Here is a 21,351-nt window from a genome sequence, read left to right on the forward strand (position 1 = left end):
CGTCACGTCGTTAGCTACAGCCAACCAGTTTGCGTCCCTCTCCATCGTTACGGCGCCTTGACCTCCATCATGCCGGTGGCGGTGCGGGCCGAATATTGCGGCCGGTACATGTCTTCGATCGTTGCTGCCGGGTGGGCATAGGTGCCCGGCGTCACCGCGCGTACGACGTAGGCGAGCGTGATGTTGCGGTCGCCGTCGCCGTCGTTCGGATTGAAGGCCGCGACGAAACGGTCGTTGCGGAATTCGAGATGGGCAGCATCGGTCTGCGCCAGCCAGGAGAAGTTCGTCAATTGGGCGCTGGAGACCAGGCCCGGATTGTCGATCTCGAAGCCGGCCGGCAACAGGTCGGTGATCAGCAGCCGCGAAGGCCAGGTGTTCTGCTCGTAAACCTTGAGCACGACGACATAGCGTTCGTTCTGCTTGACCTCCGTCACGTTGGCCTCTGTGCCGTCGAGCTTGTAGTAGGTACGGCTGATGGTAAAGCCGTTGCCGCCGGCCGGCAGAGGCTGGATCGGCGAGGCCACGGTGGTGACGACCGCCTGCAGCGGATTTCTGCCGGTGTTGACGATGGTCAGCGGACTGTCGGCCAGTTCGCCACCGGCGATCTGGTCCGAATAGCCGCCGGCATGCGGTGCGCCGTTGACGGTCAGCGCGATCGAATCATTGCCGGCCTTCAGCGCGCGGGCCGCCAGCAGCATCCAGGACTCGTCCTGGGTGCTGGTCCACCTGGCGTCGGCGCGTTCCCTGGTCACCAGCTGGATCAGCGCCGGCACGATGGTCGGCACCGGCTTGCTTTCCGCGGCAAGCGCCAGGATCGCCGCACCGTCACGCAGCGGCGAGCCATAGTCGGACCGGTAATAGTCATATTCCGGCGTCGACTTGGCCAGTTGCAACGCGGCCTGGAAGGTTGCCTCCGAGCGCTGCGTGTCGCCGTAGAGCGCGAGAGAGGCCGCCAGTTGGGCGACGGCCATCGGGCTGGTAAAGGCTTCGAGCTGGGTGTCGGCGTAATAACGCAGATCGCCGACCGAGGCCTTCTTGTTGCGGGCAAGCACATAGAGCGCATAAGCGATCTCACTGCCGCGATCCTGGACGTCCTGGTCGTAGCCGATCGCGTTCTGCAGATTGCTCAGCGCTTGGTTCATCGCCAGGGCCGGCACGTCGTATTTCTGCTCGCGCGCCCGGGTCAGGAAATCGGTGACATAGGCGTCGAGCCACAGATCGCCGGAACCCGGACCCCACAGACCGAAGCTGCCGGCCGAGGCCTGGTAGCTCAGCACCTTGTAGATGGCGTCCTGGACGCGGCCATGCAGATCGGGGTCGCTGGCCATGCCGATGCCGGAAGCCATCTCGTTGACGTATAGAAGCGGCATGGCGCGGCTGGTGGTCTGCTCAGCGCAACCATAGGGATAGCGGTCGAGCGTCATCAGCAGCGACGGCACATCGAAGGCAGCTGACTGCGAAACGCCGACGCTCACCGAAGCGCCATCGAGCAGGCTTGCCGCCAACAGTTCCTTGTCGACGCGCAGCGCGCCGCCATTGCCCTTGAGGTCGACGACCATGCGGGTGGTCACCGGCAGTTGCGCCGGGCGCACCGGCACATAGAGCGTCTGCTCGACGGCGGTGCCATCGGCATGCGCAAGCTTGATGGTGATCGAGGCGTTGCCCGCGGTCTGCGCAATCAACGGCACGGTCAGCGTCTGCCGCTTGCCTTTGGCGAGCGTCAGCTTCTCAGGCAAGGCGGCACTGCCGGTAGACAGGTCGCCCGTCGTGTCGATGGTCAGCTTGTAGTCGCCAGCGGGGCCATCGGTGTCGGCGACGTCGAGCCGCATGACGGCGGAATCGCCGGGCGCCAGGAAGCGCGGCAGGCCGGCGGTGATCACCACCGGATCGCGCACGATGACGTCGGACTGGGCATGGCCGACCGCTTCCTTTGTCCAGGCGACGGCCATGACGCGCACGGTGCCGTTGAACTGCGGTATGTCGAAGTCGATCCGCGCCTTGCCGTCGGCGTCGAGCTGGACCGGGCCGGAGAAGAAGGCGACCAGCTTTTCGGTCGGCGGACTGCCTTGCGACTGCATGTTGGCGCCATCGCCGCCAGTGCGCAGCTTGCCGGTCGTGCCCAGCGAGCCGTCGATCAGCCGGCCATAGATGTCGCGAACCTCGAGACCGAGCATGCGCTGGCCGAAGAACCAGTTCTCCGGATCCGGTACCTTGTAGTTGGTCAGGTTGAGGATGCCGACGTCAACGGCCGCGACCATGACATAGGCGTTGGTGCCGGGCTGCACGCCGGCAACGGCGACCGGGATCGACAGCTGCTGGCGCGGCATGGTCTTGTCCGGCGGCGCCAAGCTGACGGCAAGCTTACGCGAGCCGGGATCGAGCTTCAGCCATTTGACGCCGATGGCGCGCGCCGGCATGCGCGTCTCTTGCGCATCGCCCGGCCTGAACAGCGTTGCCGTGACGTAGGCGCCGGCACCCCAATCGTCCCCGACCGTGATGTCGACAGTGCTGCCGCCGGCCGGCACGCTGGCCGTGACCGTCCTCAAGAGCTTGTCGGCGCCGATGGTGACGAGCAATTCGCCGGCAAAGTGCGGCGATACTTTGAGCTTGGCTACTTCGCCCGCCGCATAGGTTTCCTTGTCGAGGGCGATCTCGAGCCCGTCGGGCGTTTCGGTCGTGGTGGAACTGACATACCAGCCGGCGTCGAACTCGTAGCTGGTCGCCGGGCCTTCCGGATCCGATGTCTCGATCTCGAGCCGGTAGCGGCCCCAGTCGACCGGCAGCGACATGGTAGCCTCGCCATCGGCGCTCAGGTCGACCCGGCCGTTGGCCACCGCCTTGGTGAAGATGACCGGCTCATAGTTCCAGGAATTGCTCGAGCGGTACCACTGGTAGCTGCGCTCGACCTTGACCAGCGACCACTGCGCGCCCTTCAGCGCTTCACGCTTGCCGTCTGGGTCGACGGCGATCAGGCTGAACTTGGCCGTGCCGCCTTGCGGCACCTCGTCGCCGTCGAAATCGGGGCGGATGCCGATCATGTGGCCCTGCGGGCGGATGCCGATATTCAGCGAGCGCTCGATCGCACGGCCGCCGGTCTCGCGCAACCGGACCGTGACCTTGGCATCGACCAGCTTGGTGGTGGATGGCAATTGATCGACGGAAACCGGGAAGGTCGCCTTGCCGTCGTCGCCGACCACCGGCAGGCCGGTGAAGGGCGTCACCGTTGGTTCGGCCGACTGTTCGTCGGCCAGACCGAAGGAATAGCCTTTGAAGCGGTCCCAGTCGCGGCCGGTCGACAGCGTCAATTCGCCTTCGAGCGCGAGGCCCGCGGCCGGCGCGCCATAGAGAAAGCGGCCGTCGACGGTGATGTTGGCGGTCTCGCCCTGGGCGATCTCCTGCTTGTCGGCGGACAGGTCGAACTCGATGCGATCCGGGACGAAGTCCTCGACCAGGAACATCTGGCTGGCGACCGCCGCCTGCTTGGGATCGGTGTGGATCGCCACTGTCCAGGTGCCGCGCATGGCGTTGGGTTCCAGCGGCAGGTCGACGGCGTGGCCGCCGGCCGATGCTCCGTCGCTGACGATGCGGCGGTCCTCGACGCCGTCGGGCCGCGAGAAGATGAAGGTGAGCGGCAGGTTCTCGACCGCCTTGGCGGCACTGTCGCGGGCAAGAGCCGAGACATGGACGTCCTCGCCGGCGCGGTAGATGCCGCGCTCGGTCCAGGCATAGACGTCGAGCGCGCCCGGCGCCGCGCGTCCGGCGACGCCGCGATCGGACAGGTCGAACCCGGCCCGGCCCATATCGAGGAAGACGAAGTCGTCGTCGCCCTGCTTGGCCATCAGCACCGCCGGCGCCATGCCGCTGTCGCCGCGCGTCAGGCCGGGATTGAACACCGCCCGCCCTTCCGCGTCGGTGGTCGCGGTGCCGAGGATTTCGTTGTTCCTGGCCAGCAGCGTCAGCTCGGCGCCGGCGATCGGCTCGGCGGTTGCAAGCGAACGGGCAAAGACGTTCAGCCCATCCTGTCCGGTATAGGTCGACAGGCCGATATCGGAGACGACGAACCATTGCGTGGCGTGCGAATCATAGTCGTCGCTGCGATCGTTGACGGCTTGTGCGGTCAGCACATAGACGCCGGGCTTGCGCTTCGGCAACGCCTCGTCGATGGGGAAGGAGGTGGTGACTTCCTTGTTGAGGTCGTTGGCGATGTCGAGCTGGCCTTGCCAGACCGGCTCGCCCATCTGTTCGGAGATGTTCGAAATGTCGTAGCCGTCAAGTTGGCGCAGGAACTGATACCCCGACAGAAGCTGGGCCAGCGAGCGGTCGCCGATGCGGAAGAGCTTCATTTCGGCGGCATTCATGTTGACGGTGACGACCGGTATGCCGCGGCGTGCGCCGGCGGGCAGCACGAAGCTGTCGCCGGTGAAGCGGGCCGAAGGCGCGCGGTCCTGCACGTAGATCGACAGTACCACCGGTGCCGCGGTGACCTCGCCAATGGCGGCCGGCAGGCCGGCGCGGAAGGTCACGTCATAATGCTGGCCGTGCTCGAGCCCTTCGACGCAGATCTGCTTGTCCTTGGCTTCGACGCCCTTGGGAGCGGCGTTGTCGACGGTGACGAACTGGGAATAATCGACGCCGGTCTTGACCAACTCCTCGGAGAACTGCGCGCAGATACGCGGCGCGCTGGTGTCGGCATCGACGGTATGATCGATGACGCGGAAGCCCTTGCGGGCCTTGAGATCCTGATAAGCGGCCCTGACCGCCGGCGAATTGACCAAAGCGAGGCTCGCCTCGTAGGCCTGCAGGGCCGGCCTGTAGAGGTCGCGGCGGTCAAGGCCGTCGCCGAGCAGCGCCAGCACGTCGGCGCGCGTCTTGGTGGTGCGCAGCAATTTGTAGGCGTTGAAGGCGGCGGAAGTGGCGTTCGCCGGAAGGGTCGACGGCTCCGAACTATTGGCGGTCGGATGGACGGCAAGCGTTTCGCGCGCCAGCTCGAGCCAGAGCTGGCCATCATCCGGCAACACCGAAACCGCCGCTTCGTATTTGTGCATGGCCGAGCGATGATCGCCCGTCAGCGCCGACTGTTCGGCGGCGGCCCTCAGCGCCGTCAGCCCCTCTGTCGGCTTGGTGTAGGTCGGCCCGGTGAGCTTGTTGCGGTATTGCTGGGCCTGGTCGGCCATCCAGTTGGGGAAGAAGGCGAGTTCGGGTGGCGCGCCGATGTCGGGATCGCCATCGATGTTGACGACCTTGCCGGCGACGGCGCCGCCGAAGGGTTTCAACGAGTTGTAATCGGATTTAAGGAAGCACCATTTGGCCTTGAGGTTGTAGGTGAAGGCGCGGCAGGCCGGATCGCCGAGGCAGGTGGTCTTGCACTGATCGAGGCTGACATTCTGGTCGGATCTGAGATCGAAACCAAAATAGTCGGAATTTTCCGATGTCACCACCCGCCGGGCTTCGGCCGCTTGCGCGACACCGCTCCAGGCGAAAAAGAGAAGGAAAAGAATCGATAGACCACGAGCCGCGCGCATTGCCATAAACCCCTCCAGACAAGTGCTTACGTCCAGAAATCTTCAAGCTTCAGTCGCGCTTGTCAACATCAGGACGCGGCAGGATCCGCCTGCCAACGGTTTGCTTTCCGGTCGGTGACCGGTAGTTGCTCCATAGGACAGGGGATCACGCTTTCTTGCGGCGACGCAGAAGGTGTGAGTTCCAAGCCCTGTCTATTTCAGCAATTGGATTGTGGCCCCTTTACGAGTGCTTCAGAACTTCATTCCAATTTTAGGTTTGCGAGCTAGGCTAGGAGCATAATGCCGGCGTATGAAAGGCAGATGTCGGGAGGAACCGCGCCACAGCGCGCGCTTTCGCGCGCCCTGCTTTTCGCTTTGTTGTGCTCGACGGCACTTGTTGCCGAAACCGGAAGTGCGGCAGCCTTCGAGATTTTTGGCATCAAGCTGTGGGGGTCGTCAAAGGACGAAGATGCCGACATCGTCGACCCACTGCGCTATGCCGTGACGATAGAAGCGCCCGACGCCGACGAGGATCTTGCCGAGAAGCTCGAAAACGCCTCGGCGCTGAAAGCCGACGAGGAACACCCGGTATCAGGTTCGCTGGGTCTTTTGGCCAAGGCGCGCAGCGACCGTGAGCAACTTGTCGCCGCGCTCTACGCGGACGCGCGCTACGAGGGTGTCGTCACCATCACTATTCAGGGCAAGCCGCTCGACGATCTGCCGCCCGATGCCGAGTTTTCCGGCCCGCAGCCGATTCCGGTGGTGATAAGCATAGCAGCCGGGCCGAAATTCACGCTTGGCAACATCAGGCTGAAAGGCGATGCAGCGGGGCTGGCAAGTGCCGACTTCGGTCTGATCGCCGGCGGTGACGCCAGTTCGGGCGCCGTGCTCAAGGCCGAGGCGGCGATCGTGCGGGCACTCAAGCAAGAAGGCAGGCCGCTGGCCAAGGTGACGGGCCGCGAGATCGTCGCCGAGCACGCCGGTTCGACGCTCGACGTGACGCTCACCGTCGCGGCCGGGCCGGTCGCCGGCTATGGCGACACCACTGTCGAGGGCACCGAAAAGGTCGACCGCGACTTCACCGAATATATGACCGGCCTGAAGCGCGGCCGCCAATATTCGCCCGATGAGATCGACGATGCGCGCGACCGGCTGCTCGGGCTCGAGGTCTTCAACAGCGCGACGGTGAAGGAAGCCGACCCGCTCGACGCCGACGGCAACATCCCGATCGGTGTCCAGGTAAGCGAACGCAAGCCGCGCTATTTCGGCATTGGCGGCAGTTTCTCAAACACCGAAGGGCTGGGCCTCGAAGGCTATTGGGGGCACCGCAATCTGTTTGGCCGCGCCGAAAAGCTGCGCATCGACGGCAAGATCAGCGGCATCGGCAGCAACGACTTGACCCAGCTCAATTATAATGCCGGCGTCATGTTCGAAAAGCCGGGCGTGGTCGGGCCGGCGTCGAAATTCATTGCCAGCGTCAATACCGTGCTGGAGCACCCCGACGCCTACGACCATTTCTCGGTCAAGGGCAGCACCGGCCTGTCCTACGAACTCGACAAGAAGCAGACGGTTTCCGCGCAAGTCGCGCTCGACTATTCCAGGATCCACGACGCTTTCGGCAAGCACACCTATCTGATCGCCAGCATTCCGCTGCAATATGTCTACGATAATCGCGACAGCAAGCTCAATCCGACCAGGGGCTTCAGGGTGCTGGCCTATGCCGAGCCGAGCTACGACATTTTGAGCGGGGCTGCGTTCGTCAAGCTGAAGGGCGAGGGGTCGGCCTACCAGTCGCTCGATTCGGCCTCGAAATTCGTTTTCGCCGAACGTGTCGCCATCGGCTCGATCATCGGCGCCGGTCTTCAGGATGTTCCGGCCGACCGCCGCTTCTACTCCGGCGGCGGCGGCTCGGTGCGCGGTTATGCCTATCAGGGCATCGGCCCGAAGGACAGCAACGGAGAGCCGATCGGCGGGCTTTCCTTCTTCGAGACCTCGGTCGAGATGCGCATCGCTGTCACCGACAAGATCGGCGTCGTGCCGTTCGTCGATGCCGGCACGGTGTCCACCAGGCAGGTCCCCGATTTTTCGGACATGAAGGTCGGCGCGGGTGTAGGCTTGCGCTATCTGACGGCGTTCGGGCCGCTGCGCATCGACGCGGCAGTGCCGCTCAACCGCGGCCCCGACGATCCTCATTTCGGCATTTATGCCGGCATCGGCCAGGCATTCTGATGGCAATATTCAGGCGCATCCTCCGTATCCTTTTCTACACGCTGCTCATCGTGGTGGCAGCGGCGGTGGGGGCACTCGTCGTGCTGACCAAAACCGAGCGCGGCCGCGAAAACCTTGCCGGCATCATCTCGACCATGGCCTCGACCGGCGATCGCAAGGTCACTGTCGTCGGCATCGACGGTATCTGGTCGGGCGCGCTGAGGGTCGATCATCTCGTTCTGGAGGATCGCGAAGGCGCCTGGATGGTGGCGCGCAAGGTGGCTGTCGACTGGTCGCCGCTGGCACTCCTGTCGAAGAGCTTCAGCGCCGATCGTATTGGGGCCGAGCGTATCGAGTTGGCAAGGCTGCCGGTGGCCAGCACACAGCCGAGCCAAAGCGGAGCGACCACGCTGCCGGTTTCCATCGACGTCAAGCAACTCGACCTTCCCGAAATCGCGCTCGGGCAGGCTCTGGCCGGCAGCGGTGTCGCCGAACTTGCAGCCAAGGGAGCGCTCAAGGCGGACGCCTCGCCATTGGCCATCGAGAGCAGCCTCAACATCGTTCGCCATGACGGCAAGCAAGGCACGGTCGACGCCAAAGCCCATTTCGCGCCGGCTGACAACAAGCTCGACTTAGACCTTAAGGCATCCGAGCCGGCCGGCGGCATCATCGCCAACCTGCTCAAGCTGCCGGGCGCGCCGCCAGTCGACATTGTCGTTTCCGGCACAGGACCGCTCGCCAACTGGAATGGTATTGGGACTTTCGTTGTCGACGGCCGGATCGTCACCCAACTCACCGGTCGCCATCAGCTCACCGATAAGGGCCATTATGTCGAGGCCAACGGCGATGGCGAATTCGAGCGCTTCCTGCCCGAAACCCTGAAACCGCTGTTTGCCGGCAAGACCACCTTCGACCTTGCCGGCACAGCGACCGCGGCCGGCGGCGTCGATGTCGAGCGCGCCAATATCGACAGCGGCGCCGTGCACGCGACCGCCGCCGGCATTGTCGATCCGAACGGCGTCAGCGATCTTTCTGTGAAACTCGCCGCGAAAGGACCGCCGATCGTGCTTAGCCTCGGCAGCGAGGCACAGCCGATAACCGTGGCGATCAAGGACGCCACGGCCCGCGCTTTCGGCGATGGCAAGGCGCCGATGGTCGATATCGGCGCGTCGCTGGTCTCGGTGGTGGCGGGCGGCACGCGGGTGGACGACCTGATCGGGCAAGTTCATTCCGATGGCTTCGACATCCAGAACCGTAGTGGGCCTGTCACCATCAAGCTGACGGCGGCCGGCCTGAACACCGACGTTGCGACATTGGCGCCGCTGATAACGGGCAGGGTCAGCGCCGGTCTCGCCGGCTCGGTCAGCAAGGACCAGGTCGTCGTCGACCAAGGCACGCTTCGCAGCGACGCGCTCAATGCGTCCGTGACGGCCACAGTAGCGCTTGCCGATCTGTCGATGACGCTCAAGATGAATGCCGACGCGGCCTCGACGGCGCTGCCGCCGCAGATCAGCTCGGTTCTCGGCCAGCGCGTGCAGTTTTCCGCAACCGCGACACGCGACCCGGACGGTGCGTTCGCCGCCAACGCATTGCAACTCACCTCAGGCACGCTTAGCGCCAGCGGCACCGCCATGGCGCAAGGCACCGATATCCGGGCCGATATCAAGGGCACGCTCGGCGACGTGTCGGTGCTGTCCCCGCTGGTCGGCGCGAAGGTCGGCGGCGCCGTCGGTTTTGCGCTGACGGCAAGCGGCGCGCGCAGCGCACCGGATTTCTCGGTTTCGGCCAACAGCGACAGCCTGACGGCGTCCGGCCGTGTGGTGAAGCAGATCAAGTTGAGCGCGAGCGGCAAAGCCGATATCGCCAGTCCCGCCGCCGATGTCTCGCTGACCGGCTCGGTCGACGACCAGCCGCTCGACCTCAAGGCATCGCTGGTCACAACCGATGGCAAGCGCTCCATCAATGGACTTGCCGTCTCGTTAGCCGACAACAAGGTCTCCGGCGACCTCGGGCTCGATGACAACCTGCTGCCGCTCGGCACGTTGAACCTCGATGCGGCGGATATTGCTCCGCTGGCCAGACTTGCCGGCCAAACGGTAGCCGGCGACGTGCGTGGCACGATCCGTTTCGCGAATGACAATGGTGCGCCGACGGTCGCGATCGATGCGACGAGCGCCGCGATCTCGCGCGGCGAACTGGCGGCGAAGACAATCGCTGTCAACGCGCTGGTCGCCAACTATCTCAAAGCCCCGGCGATCTCCGGCAAGATCAAGGCCGACACGATCACCTCCGGAACCACGGTGATCAGCGGCATCGACGTCGACCTGAAGCGCGATGGCGACTGGACCGGCTTTAGCGGCGGCGCCACGGTCGCCGGCATTCCGGCCAGCGCGGCCGGGCGGGTCAGGGTTGCGAACGGCACCACCAGCATCGAGCTGGCCTCGGGCGAGGCGACCGTCCGCGGCATCAAGGCAGCTGTCGCACAGCCATCGGCGCTGACAATCGCCAATGGCAGGGTGAGCATAGAGAAACTGGCGCTCGGTGTCGGCGGTGGTTCGGTTGCCGTGTCGGGTACGGCTGGCCAGACGCTCGATCTCGCTGCCACCTTGTCGGCGGTGCCGGCAGCACTTGCCAATGATTTTTCACCGGGCCTCGATGCCGTGGGCGCGCTCAGCGGCACCGCGCAAGTCACGGGATCGTCGGCTGCCCCCGACATTCGCTTCAACGGCCAGCTCAGCGGCGCCGAAACCAGCCAGACCCGGCGGGCCGGGCTCGGGCCGCTCAATCTCGATGCGGCAGGCCGTTTCTCGTTGGCCAGCGGCGTCGCCATCGAGCATGCGACGCTTGCCGGCGAGAAAATCTCCGGCAAGGCAGCCGGCACCATCAATCCGAACGGTGCCAGCGATTTCTCGCTCGACCTCGCATCCACCGGCCCGAGCCTGCCGCTTTCGCTCGGCAGCAAGGAGAGCCCGATCAAGCTCGAGCTGCAGACGCTGTCGCTAAAGGCGGCCGGGCAGGGCACCCAGCCGAAGCTCGACATCTCCGCGACACTGCCATCGGCCGCCACCAATCTAGCTAAGATCGAGGGCATCACGCTTGCGCTGCACTCCGACCGCTTCGACGTGAAAGCCCGGAGCGGGCCGATCTCCGGCTCGGTGATCGCCGAAAAAATCGGCCTCGACAATCCGACCGTCGCGCCGCTGATCGCCGGCAAGGTCACTGCCAAAGTTGCCGGCAGCCTTGCCGCCGACGCTGTCATCATCGATAGCGGCACCGTGACCAGCGACGCGTTGAACAGCGGCTTCAACGGGCGGGTCTCGCTGGCCGACGGCGCCATCGATCTAAATCTCAAGGCGGACGCCGCGTCGGCGGCGCTGCCGGTGGCGGCGCGTGGCATGCTCGCCGAGCGGACGCAACTCAGTGCCGCGCTGAAGCGAGACGCCAACGGCAATGTCACCGCCAACGCGATCAGGCTGTCATCAGGCGCGCTGACCGCAGACGGGCAGGCGAGCCTTGCCGACAACAGGCTGAGCGCCGACGTCAAAGGCGCACTAGGCGACGTCTCGCTGCTGTCCAAGGATGCCAAAGGCGCTATTTCTTTCGCGCTGAATGCGCAAGGCGCCAGCACCGCGCCGGATCTGTCGCTGACTGTCAACAGCGACAAGCTTTCGGTGGCCGCGCGCGAGATCACCGGGCTGAAGCTCACAGCCACCGGCAAGGCGGACGCAGCCAACCCGGCGGCGAATGTGCGACTCACCGGAAATGTCGCGGGCCAGTCGCTGCAGGGCAGCGCCGTGCTGGCGACATCGGACGGCAAACGCGCCATCAACGGGCTCTTGCTGTCGCTGGGCAAGAACCGTATTTCCGGCGACCTGGCGCTCGACGATGCCTTCGTGCCGGTCGGCACTGTGGCACTCGACCTGCCCGATATCGGTCCGCTTGCTGCCCTGGCACTGGAAAAAGCCGATGGCGATGTGCGCGGCACGATCGCCTTCTCCAAGGCGGGCGCCGTGCCGCAGGTCGCCGTCAAGGCGACGACGGGCTCGATCTCGCGCGGCGATTTCTCGGCCAAGGCGGTGACCATCGATGCTCTGATCGCCAACTATCTGGCGGCACCGGTGATCTCCGGAAAAATCCGCGCCGACAGCGTAAACTCCGGCGGCACCGTTATTCGGGGCGTCGACGTCGATCTCAAGCGCGACGGCGAATGGACCGGTTTTTCGGGTGGCGCCACCGTCAAGGATATTCCGCTGAAGGCCGCCGGCCGGGTCAGGGCGGTCAAGGGCACGACGACCGTCGAACTTGCCTCCGGCGAGGCGACCATTCGCGGCATCAAGGCGGCCATCGCCCAGGCCTCGACCATCAACATCGCTAATGGAGTGACCAGCCTCGACAGGCTGGTGCTCAACCTCGGCGGCGGAACGGCGACGGTCACGGGCAAGGCTGGGCAGGCGCTCGACCTCAACGCGACGCTGGCCCGCGTCCCGATCTCGATAGCCAACAGTTTTTCGCCTGGCCTCGATGCCGCCGGCTCCGTCTCGGGCACGGTGAAGGTGACGGGCGCGCCGGCCAATCCGGCCGTCGCCTTCAAGATCGACGCCACAGGCGTTCAGACGTCGCAGACCCGCGGTGCAGGTTTCGGCGGCATGGGCGTTTCGTCTTCAGGTACGTATTCGGGCAACAGACTGACCTTCGACGCCAACATGAGCGATGCCGCCGGCCTTGGCCTCAAGGGCGGCGGCACGATGACGACATCAGGCGCGCCCACCCTTGATCTCAACTTTTCCGGCAAGGTGCCGTTCGCCTTCCTCACCAGGACACTCGCCGCGCAAGGCCTGTCCTTGAGCGGCACGGCCGACGTGGATGTGCAGGTGCGCGGCCCGGCGACGTCGCCGGTGATCTCAGGCACGGTCCGTACGTCAGGCGCCCGCCTGGTCGACGCGCGCTCGGGGCTCGCGATCAACGACATCACCGCCGATGTCGCTATCGGTGGTGGCGTGGCCAGGATCAACCGCCTGACCGGCACGCTGTCGACGCGTGGCAGCCTTTCGGCCAGCGGCACCGTCGGCATCGATCCGGCTAAGGGTTTCCCAGCCGACCTGTCGGTCAAACTGGTCGACGGCCGTTATACCGACGGCAAGGTGGTCACTGCTAACCTCGGCGGCGACCTGACCATCAAGGGACCGCTCACCTCCGGGCCGGTGATTTCCGGTACCGTCAACCTGGCCAAGACCGTCATCACCGTACCCGAAAAGCTGCCCGGCTCGCTGGCCGAGCTCAACGTCAAGCACAAGAATGCGCCGGCAGCCGTGCGTGCGCAGGACAAGGCGTTGCGCCCGGCCGCTGCAAGCAGCGGTGGCGGCGGCAGTGGCCTCAACCTCGACGTCACGATCAATGCGCCGAGCCAGATCTTCATCCAGGGCAGGGGCGTCGACGCCGAGCTCGGCGGTTCGCTGCGGCTGACCGGTCCGGCATCGTCACCCCAGGCGGTCGGCACCTTCACCTTGCGGCGCGGGCGGCTGACGATCCTTGCCAAGCGGCTGACCTTCACCGAAGGCACGGTCGGCTTCTCGGGCTCTCTGGTGCCCTACCTCAACCTTACGGCGCAATCCAAGACAACCAGCGCCACCGTGACCATCGTGGTCTCGGGCGAGGCGACCAACCCGAAATTCACCTTCTCCTCGGTACCCGCGCTGCCGGAGGACGAGGTGCTGGCGCAGCTGATCTTCGGCCGTTCGATGTCGAACCTGTCGCCGCTGCAGATCGCGCAGCTTGCCGAGGCTGCCGGACAACTGGCCGGCGTCGGCGGCTCGACCTCCCTGCTGCAGAACCTGCGCAGCGCGATCGGCGTCGACGATCTCGACGTAATCACCGACGAAGAGGGCGGCACCGCCGTCTCGGCGGGCAAGTATCTCAACGACCGCACTTACGTGACGATCCAGAAGGGCGATAGGCCCGGCTCGGGCAAGGCAACCGTCGATCTCGACGTCGGGCGCGGCGTCAAGCTGCGTGGTGAGGCAACCGACGCCGGTGAAGCCAAAGGCGGTGTTTTCTATGAACGGGAATATTGAAACGGCTGTTCGCGCAGAACAGTTGGTTGCCCGAAGAACGAGCGGCGCAGCAGCAAATGTCCCGGTTTAATTGTCCGTGGAGATTTCGCGCGAAATCCCTGGCGCAGTAGCAAATTTGCGCCAAGACTGTCGTTATCGCGCGAACCGCCCTGCTTTCAAAGTTGCACATTCCTTGGCATGTTCCCAATCCGTGCCGTCTTTGACATCATGGCGCGAATGCGGAATGTTAAAAGGCAGAAAGCCAACAATGGGAGTTAGTCATGACGATCTACAAGAGTAACGGCGACCGCGTTCCCGATCACATCCTGGCCATGGCCGAAGACGCCAAGGCAGGCAAGATGGATCGTCGCGAATTTCTGGCTCTCGCCAGCGTCTTCGGTGCGTCGACGGCGATGGCATATGGCATGCTTGGCCTTGCAGACCCCACGCCGGCCAAGGCGGAAGAGGTCCAGGGCAAGAAAGGCGGCGTATTGAAGGTCGCGCAGTGGATCAAGGATCCGAAGGATCCGCGCAAGTCCGACTGGTCGGAAATCGCCAATGCCGAGCGTCAGGCGCTCGAGCCGCTGGTCAAATATACCACCGAATACACATTCCGCCCCTATCTGCTGGAGAGCTGGGACGTGAATGACGACGCTACCGAATACACGCTGCACGTGCGCAAAGGCGTCACCTGGAACAACGGCGATCCGTTCACCGCAGACGACGTCATCTTCAACCTCAAGCGTTGGGCCGACAAGAAGGCCGAAGGCAATTCTATGCCCGGTCGCCTCGGTTCGCTGGTCAAGGACGACAAGCTGGATGAGAGCGCGGTGACCAAGGTCGACGACCACACGATCAAGCTGACGCTCAGCAAGCCCGATATCGCCCTCATTCCCAACGTGTGCGACTATCCCGGCCTCATCGTCCACAAGACGTTCGACGAAAAAGGCGGCGACTTCAAGTCCTGCCCGATCGGCACTGGGCCGTTCGAGCTGGTCTCTTACGATGTCGGCCAGAAAGTGGTCTACAAGCGTCGTGAAGACAACAAGTGGTGGGATGGCGAGGTCTTCCTCGACGGCATCGAGTTCATCGACTACGGCACCGATCCGGCGGCGATGGTCAGCGCTTTCGAAGCTGGCGAAGTGCACACCAATTTCGAAACCTCGGCCGACTATGTGTCGATCCTCGACGGCATGGACCTGGCGAAGTCCGAGGTCGTCACCGCCTCGACGATCGTCTGCCGCACCAATGTGACCAACAAGCCTTACGGCGACCAGAAGGTTCGCAACGCCCTGCAGCTCGCGGTCGACAACGCTGTCGTCCTCCAGCTCGGCTACGGCAATGCCGGCACGGTTGCCGAGAACCACCATGTCGCCCCGATCCATCCGGAATACTACGAATTGCCGAAGGTTGCTCGCGACCCGGCCAAGGCAAAGGCGCTGATGGCGGAAGCCGGCCAAGCCGATTTCGAGCACGAGCTGATCACGGTCGACGAAGACTGGCACAAGAACACCGGCGATGCGATCGCCGCGCAGATGCGCGACGCCGGCATCAAGGTAAAGCGTACGGTGCTGCCGGGTTCGACCTTCTGGAATGACTGGACGAAGTATCCGCTGTCGATGACCAACTGGAACATGCGGCCGCTCGGCGTCCAGGTTCTGGCGATCGGCTATCGTACAGGTGAAGCCTGGAACGAGACGGCTTGGTCGAATCCCGAGTGGGATGCCAAGCTCAACGCTGCGCTGGCAGTTGCCGACGCCGCCAAGCGCAAGGAAATGATGAAGGATATCGAGCAGATCCTGCAGGATTCCGGCATTATCATCCAGCCTTATTGGCGCAAGCTCTACAGCCATTCGGTCAAGGCGGTGCAGAACTACAAGATGCACCCGACCTTCGAGCGCGACTACGGTAAGGTCTGGCTCGACCAGGCCTGACCGGACGATCCGGAAAGGGGCGTCTGGCCCCTTTCTCTCGCTCGTTGCATGGTCCTTGGACCGGAAGTCGGCGCAGGAAAAAGTTGCGGACTCTTCGGCCGGGGTCTGCAATAAAAAGGGTATTGCATCTGGGACTGGTCTGAAGGCTTGTTCTGCCGCTGGCGGCAGGGCACGGCTTGCAAACCGGTTCCACCCCCCAACCCGACCGGCAGGGGACCGCCATGCTTTCTTTCGTTATCAGGCGTCTCGGCACCATGGCATTGACGATGCTGTGCCTGACGATGATCGTCTTCTTCCTGGTCAATCTCGGGCCCAATCTGAAGAAGCTCGCGATCAGCCAAACCGAAATGCACACATCGGCCGAGCAGCTCGAGGCTTGGCTGGTCAATCATGGCTATCGGCAGAATTTCTTTGTCCGCTACGGACAATGGCTGGGCGTCGTGCCCAAGCAGCCGGTGACCGACCCGGCGACAGGCAAGCCAGCGCAGCGTTTCTCCTTCTGCAACGATCCGGTCGTGCCGACATTTTCCGGCATCCTGCAAGGCGATTTCGGCTGCTCGACCAAATTCAAGACGACGGTCGCCTCGAAACTCTTTCCGGCGCTCAGCGCCACCGGCATCCTGATGCTCTGCGTGCTTGCGGTTATGGTGCCGGTCTCGCTCCTGATCGGCATTCTTGCCGGCATGCGCGAGGGCTCACGCACCGACCGCACATTGTCGGTGGCTTCGATCGCCTCGACGGCGACGCCCGAATATGTTTCGGGCGTCATCTTCACCGTCATCTTCGCCTCCTGGCTCGGCGTGCTGAACGGCTCGGCGGCCTCGGCCAGCCAGGGCATCACCTTCTACAATTTCACCTTGCCGGTGATGACGCTGGCGATCTACGGCATCGGCTACATCGCCCGCATGACCCGCGCCTCGATGGTCGAGGTGATGACGCAGCAATATATCCGAACCGCCCGGCTGAAGGGCCTCTCCTTCGGCAGCGTGGTGGTAAAGCACGCTCTGCGCAACGCGCTGATCGCACCGTTCACGGTCATCATGCTGCAGTTCCCCTGGCTGCTCACCGGCGTCGTCATCGTCGAGGTGATGTTCCGATACCAGGGGTTCGGCTACACGCTGGTCGAGGCGGCCGGCAACAACGACATCGATCTTCTGCTCGGCTGCTCGCTGGTCTCGGTGTTTATCGTCCTGATCACACAGCTCATCTCCGATGTCGGCTACGCGTTCCTCAATCCGCGCATCAGAGTTCAATAGGAGACCGGGCGGATGCAGGTCGAATATCTCAGCGCCTTCAACGTCGTACTCGGCGTGCTTACCCGCTTCTGGCCGGTCTGGATCGCTCTCGCCCTGGTGATGGGGGCGAGCTTCGGCTACAAGAAGAAGCTTGGCCTTTACGGCCAGCTTTTCGACAGCGGCGTCGGCATCGTCGGCGTCGGCATCTGCCTGTTCTGGCTGTTCACGGCGATCTTCGCATCGACCGTCGCGCCCTTCGATCCGCTCGCCCAGGTGCCGATCATGAAGGACGCGCTGCCGGGCGCGATCGAGCCGGCGTCGAAACTTGTATACTATTTCGGCGGCGACAAGCTCGCCCGCGACGTGTTCTCCCGCATGGTCTATGGCAGCCAGATCGTGCTGATCATCGCGCCGGCGGCAACCGGCTTTGCGCTGATGGTCGGCATCACGCTCGGCTTGCCGGCTGGCTATTACGGCGGCAGGATCGATACGGTGCTGTCCTTCCTCGCAAACCTTGTGCTGGCCTTCCCGGTGATCCTGCTGTTCTACCTGCTGGTGACGCCAGGCATCATGGACACGCCGATCCCCTACGCGATGGCCGGGCTGTTCTTCCTGTTTCCGATCATCTTCTTCAGTGTGCTGTTCTGGACGCGCTATAAGAACCGCCCCGACCGCCTCTATATCCTGCTTGGCTTGACGTTGGTCGTTGGCGGCTGGATCTATGCCGGCCTTGTCTTCGACGCCGATCCGTTCAAGATCATCCACATCGATCCTAACCAGCTCAACATCTTCGTGGCAGTGGTGTTCGCCTCCAGCCCGGGCGTGTTCCGCATCGTGCGCGGCCTGGTCATGGATATCAAAACGCGCGACTATGTTGCGGCGGCGCAGACGCGCGGTGAATCGCCCTGGTACATCATGCTGTGGGAGATATTGCCCAATGCGCGCGGGCCGCTTATCGTCGACGCCTGCCTGCGCATCGGCTACACCACGATCCTGCTCGGCACGCTCGGCTATTTCGGGCTGGGACTGGCGCCGGAAAGCCCGGACTGGGGCACGGCGATCAAGGATGCCAGCCGGCTGCTGCGCTCGTTCATCCACCCGGCGCTGCCGCCGACGATCGCATTGATGTCGTTCGTGCTCGGCCTCAACCTCCTGGCGGATTCGTTGCGCGAACAGTCGATGAAGGATTGATGCCGGGAAAGATTGAACCGGGAAAGATCGATGCCGGGTTCGGCCCGACATGCCTGCAGAACAAGGATTGGAGCGACCCATGAATGAGGCAGTTCGAAATCCCGCCAAGCCGACCAATGGGCCGACCAGTGGGCCGATCATCGAGATCGAGAACCTGTCGATCTCCTTCTTCACCCGCAAGGGCGAGATCCCGGCCGTCATGGATTTTTCCTGCACGGTCATGCCCGGCGAGGCGATGGGCATCGTCGGCGAATCCGGCTGCGGCAAGTCGACCGTGTCGCTCGGCATCATGCGCGACCTCTCCAACATCGGAAAGATCGTCGGCGGAAAGATCAAGTTCCAGGGCAAGGACATGGGAGAACTGTCCGACGAGGAACTGCGCGCCATCCGCGGCAACAAGATCGCGATGATCTACCAGGAGCCTATGGCCAGTCTGAACCCGGCGATGAAGGTCGGCCAGCAGCTGATGGAAGTGCCACTGATCCACGACAAGGTGTCGAAGGACGAAGCCCATAAACGCGCTTTGGAAATGGTGCGCGCGGTGAAGCTGCCGGATCCCGAGCGCATGATGCGTTCCTACCCGCACCAGCTTTCCGGCGGCCAGCAGCAGCGCATCGTCATTGCCATGGCGCTGCTGTCGAAGCCTGCGCTGCTTCTGCTCGACGAGCCGACGACAGCGCTCGACGTGACGGTTGAGGCCGGTATCGTCGATCTGGTCAAGGGGCTGGGCGAGAAGTTCGGGACCTCGATGATCTTCGTGTCGCACAATCTCGGCCTGATCCTGGAGACCTGCGACCGCATCACGGTGATGTATTCGGGCGAAGCGGTGGAGACGGGCAAGATCAAGGACGTCTTCGACCGGATGCGCCATCCCTACACGCAAGGCCTGTTCCGCTCGATCCCGTTGCCGGGCGCCGACAAGAATTCGCGGCCTCTGATATCCATTCCGGGGCAGTTGCCGCTGCCGCACGAGCGGCCGAAGGGCTGCAATTTCGGCCCGCGCTGCCACCATTTCGTCGAGGGCGTCTGCAACGCCGCCGAAATTCCGATGATCGCGGTCGAAGGCCATGACGGGCATTTCTCGCGCTGCGTACGCTTCAACGAGATCGACTGGGAGGCGCTGCCGCCTGGCGCCAAGAAAGTCAACGAGCGCGTGGTGCCCGGTGCGCCGGTGCTCCAGATCGAAGACCTCAGGAAGTACTACAAAGTCGGCGGCAGCGAAGTGTTCGGCTCGAGCGAAGGACGTGTCGTCAAGGCCAACGAGACGATCTCTTTCATGGCGCGCGAATCCGAGACCGTCGCTATCGTTGGCGAATCCGGCTGCGGAAAATCGACCCTGGCCAAGGTGTTGCTCGGCCTCGAAACGGCAAGCTCCGGCCGCGTGAAGCTGGGCAACAAGGAAATCCAGTCGACCGGGATCGAGAAGCGCAGCGTCGACACCGTGTCGTCGATCCAGATGGTTTTCCAAAATCCGTTCGACACACTCAATCCCAGCCATTCGGTCGGTTCGCAGATCATCCGTACGCTGGAAAAGTTCAATGTCGGCGACACGGTGGCCGACCGCCGCAAGCGGATGCTGGAACTGCTCGATCTGGTGAAGCTGCCAAGGGCATTCGAGACGCGCAAGCCGCGCCAGCTTTCAGGTGGCCAGAAACAGCGCATCGGCGTGGCGCGGGCCTTTGCCGGCGACGCCAAGGTGGTGGTGGCCGACGAGCCGGTCTCGGCGCTGGATGTGTCCGTCCAGGCGGCGGTGACCGAACTCTTGATGGACATCCAGCGCAAGAACAAGACCACGATGCTGTTCATCAGCCACGATCTGTCGGTGGTGCGCTACATCGCCGACCGCGTCGTCGTCATGTATCTCGGCTATATCGTCGAGCAAGGCACGACCGACCAGATATTTTCGCCGCCCTATCACCCCTATACCGAGGCGCTGCTGTCGGCGATCCCGATTGCCGATACCAGCGTGGTGAAAAGGCATATCGTGCTCGAAGGCGACATTCCGTCGGCGATGAACCCGCCCTCGGGCTGCCCGTTCCAGACGCGCTGCGGCTACAAGAAACTTGTGCCGGACAATCTTTGCGAAACTACGGTGCCGCCGGTCAAAAATCTCGGCGACGGTCATATGAGCCTGTGCTGGCTGGCCGACGACGTGCTGGCAAAAATGGAGCCGGTGATTAAATTCGACAAGGAACACGCGGCGAATGAGGGCGTGCCGGATGATGCAAACCACGGTGTTGGCCCGGGCTTTGCTGGAGATCCGCCCAAGCGCCCGCATGGCAAGACTGGCAGCGTTGAAGCCGATGCCGAGGGTCAGGCAGCGGAGAATGCCGAAGCGGTCGCCAAAGCCCGCCGTCACGAGGTTCGCGACGAGGTTTCAGAGACCGGCGGCATCTCAAGCTCTGCCGATAGCGCGGTGGCACCAATCACGCCGCCGACAGTCGGCGACGGCCGCCAAGCTGAGAACGCCACGCGCAAGCCGCGCAAACCCAAGGGCGGCTGAAATACCGTTGATATGCTAGGGCGCGCATTGCCGTAGCTGCGCGGCGTAGTCCTGCGCCATCTGTTCGGTGGCGTGCGCATAGCGCTGCACGTCGGCGCCGCCGCGATTGCCGCGCTTATAGGCATTCCAGCCAAGATAGTAGGCGAGATACAGATTGTAGGTGTCGTTGCGGGCGACGCCGAGCGTGTCGGCGGTCTTGGAATGATACCAGCCGACAAAATCGACGGCATCGGCAAACCTGGTGCGGCGCGCCGCCCAACTGCCGGTCTCGTTCTGGTATTGCGCCCAGGTGCCGTCGAGCGCCTGCGAGAAGCCGGTGGCACTGGAGATATGTTTCCAGGGAATGAAGCCCAGCAGCTTGGTGCGCGGCGGCCTGGCGTTGCTCTTGAAGCCGGATTCCTTGCGCACCGTCGCCATCAGCACGGGGACCGGCACCCCATATTTCTGCTCGGCGCGCTGTGCCGCCGCCTGCCAGTTGTCGAACCAGCCATCGTTCTGGTCGAAAACGGCGCAGACATCGTTGATGTGGTTCGGCGGCGTCGCGCATGCCGAAAGCGTCAGCGGCGCGGCAATCGCTACAATTTTACTAAAACTCGACCTACGCATTGGAAGAGCATTAGGCCGAAAACATAAAAGGAATCTTGCGGCGTTCCTTAACGGCTCGTCGGCCGCTTTGGCAGGCGCTGAGGAAGTATGAAGATTCCGACGTTTGTTGTCGCTTTTACCGAT

General features: G+C 63.7%; 8 protein-coding genes. 6 read left to right on the forward strand and 2 right to left on the reverse strand.

The features are described 5' to 3' along the window. Positions 1-47 precede the first annotated feature (47 nt). Positions 48-5,528 (reverse strand): alpha-2-macroglobulin family protein, encoded by a 5,481-nt coding sequence (locus NKH63_RS01945; protein ID WP_352482926.1) that lies wholly within the window; start codon positions 5,526-5,528, stop codon positions 48-50. A 273-nt stretch (positions 5,529-5,801) separates the two neighbouring features. On the opposite strand from NKH63_RS01945, the gene NKH63_RS01950 reads away from it, so the two are divergent. The 6 genes from NKH63_RS01950 (at position 5,802) to NKH63_RS01975 (ending at position 20,622) form a co-directional block, all read left to right on the forward strand. Next, entirely contained in the window at positions 5,802-7,730 is a 1,929-nt protein-coding gene (locus NKH63_RS01950) for an autotransporter assembly complex protein TamA (protein ID WP_352482927.1), read from the forward strand. Beyond that, positions 7,730-13,780 (forward strand): translocation/assembly module TamB domain-containing protein, encoded by a 6,051-nt coding sequence (locus NKH63_RS01955; protein WP_352917624.1) that lies wholly within the window; start codon positions 7,730-7,732, stop codon positions 13,778-13,780. Before NKH63_RS01950 ends, NKH63_RS01955 begins: the two co-directional genes overlap by 1 nt. A gap of 260 nt (positions 13,781-14,040) precedes the next feature. Continuing rightward, on the forward strand, positions 14,041-15,693 hold the full coding sequence (locus NKH63_RS01960; protein WP_023720874.1) for an ABC transporter substrate-binding protein: 1,653 nt from the start codon (positions 14,041-14,043) through the stop codon (positions 15,691-15,693). 221 nt (positions 15,694-15,914) lie between these two features. Next, positions 15,915-16,949 carry an ABC transporter permease gene (locus NKH63_RS01965; protein ID WP_023720873.1) on the forward strand — a complete coding sequence of 345 codons (1,035 nt, stop codon included), beginning with the start codon at positions 15,915-15,917 and terminating at the stop codon, positions 16,947-16,949. Between the two features lie 12 nt (positions 16,950-16,961). Continuing rightward, positions 16,962-18,119, forward strand: coding sequence for an ABC transporter permease (locus NKH63_RS01970; protein ID WP_352482929.1), 1,158 nt, complete (start codon positions 16,962-16,964; stop codon positions 18,117-18,119). Positions 18,120-18,198: 79 nt separating this feature from the next. After that, complete coding sequence (locus NKH63_RS01975) at positions 18,199-20,622, forward strand: dipeptide ABC transporter ATP-binding protein (RefSeq protein WP_352482930.1); 2,424 nt, start codon at positions 18,199-18,201, stop codon at positions 20,620-20,622. A gap of 15 nt (positions 20,623-20,637) precedes the next feature. Here NKH63_RS01975 and NKH63_RS01980 read toward each other — a convergent pair whose 3' ends face one another. Next, on the reverse strand, positions 20,638-21,228 hold the full coding sequence (locus tag NKH63_RS01980) for a transglycosylase SLT domain-containing protein (protein WP_352482931.1): 591 nt from the start codon (positions 21,226-21,228) through the stop codon (positions 20,638-20,640). Positions 21,229-21,351 lie beyond the last annotated feature (123 nt).

The organism is Mesorhizobium sp. M0960 (assembly GCF_040319055.1).
Taxonomy (GTDB): Bacteria; Pseudomonadota; Alphaproteobacteria; order Rhizobiales; family Rhizobiaceae; genus Mesorhizobium.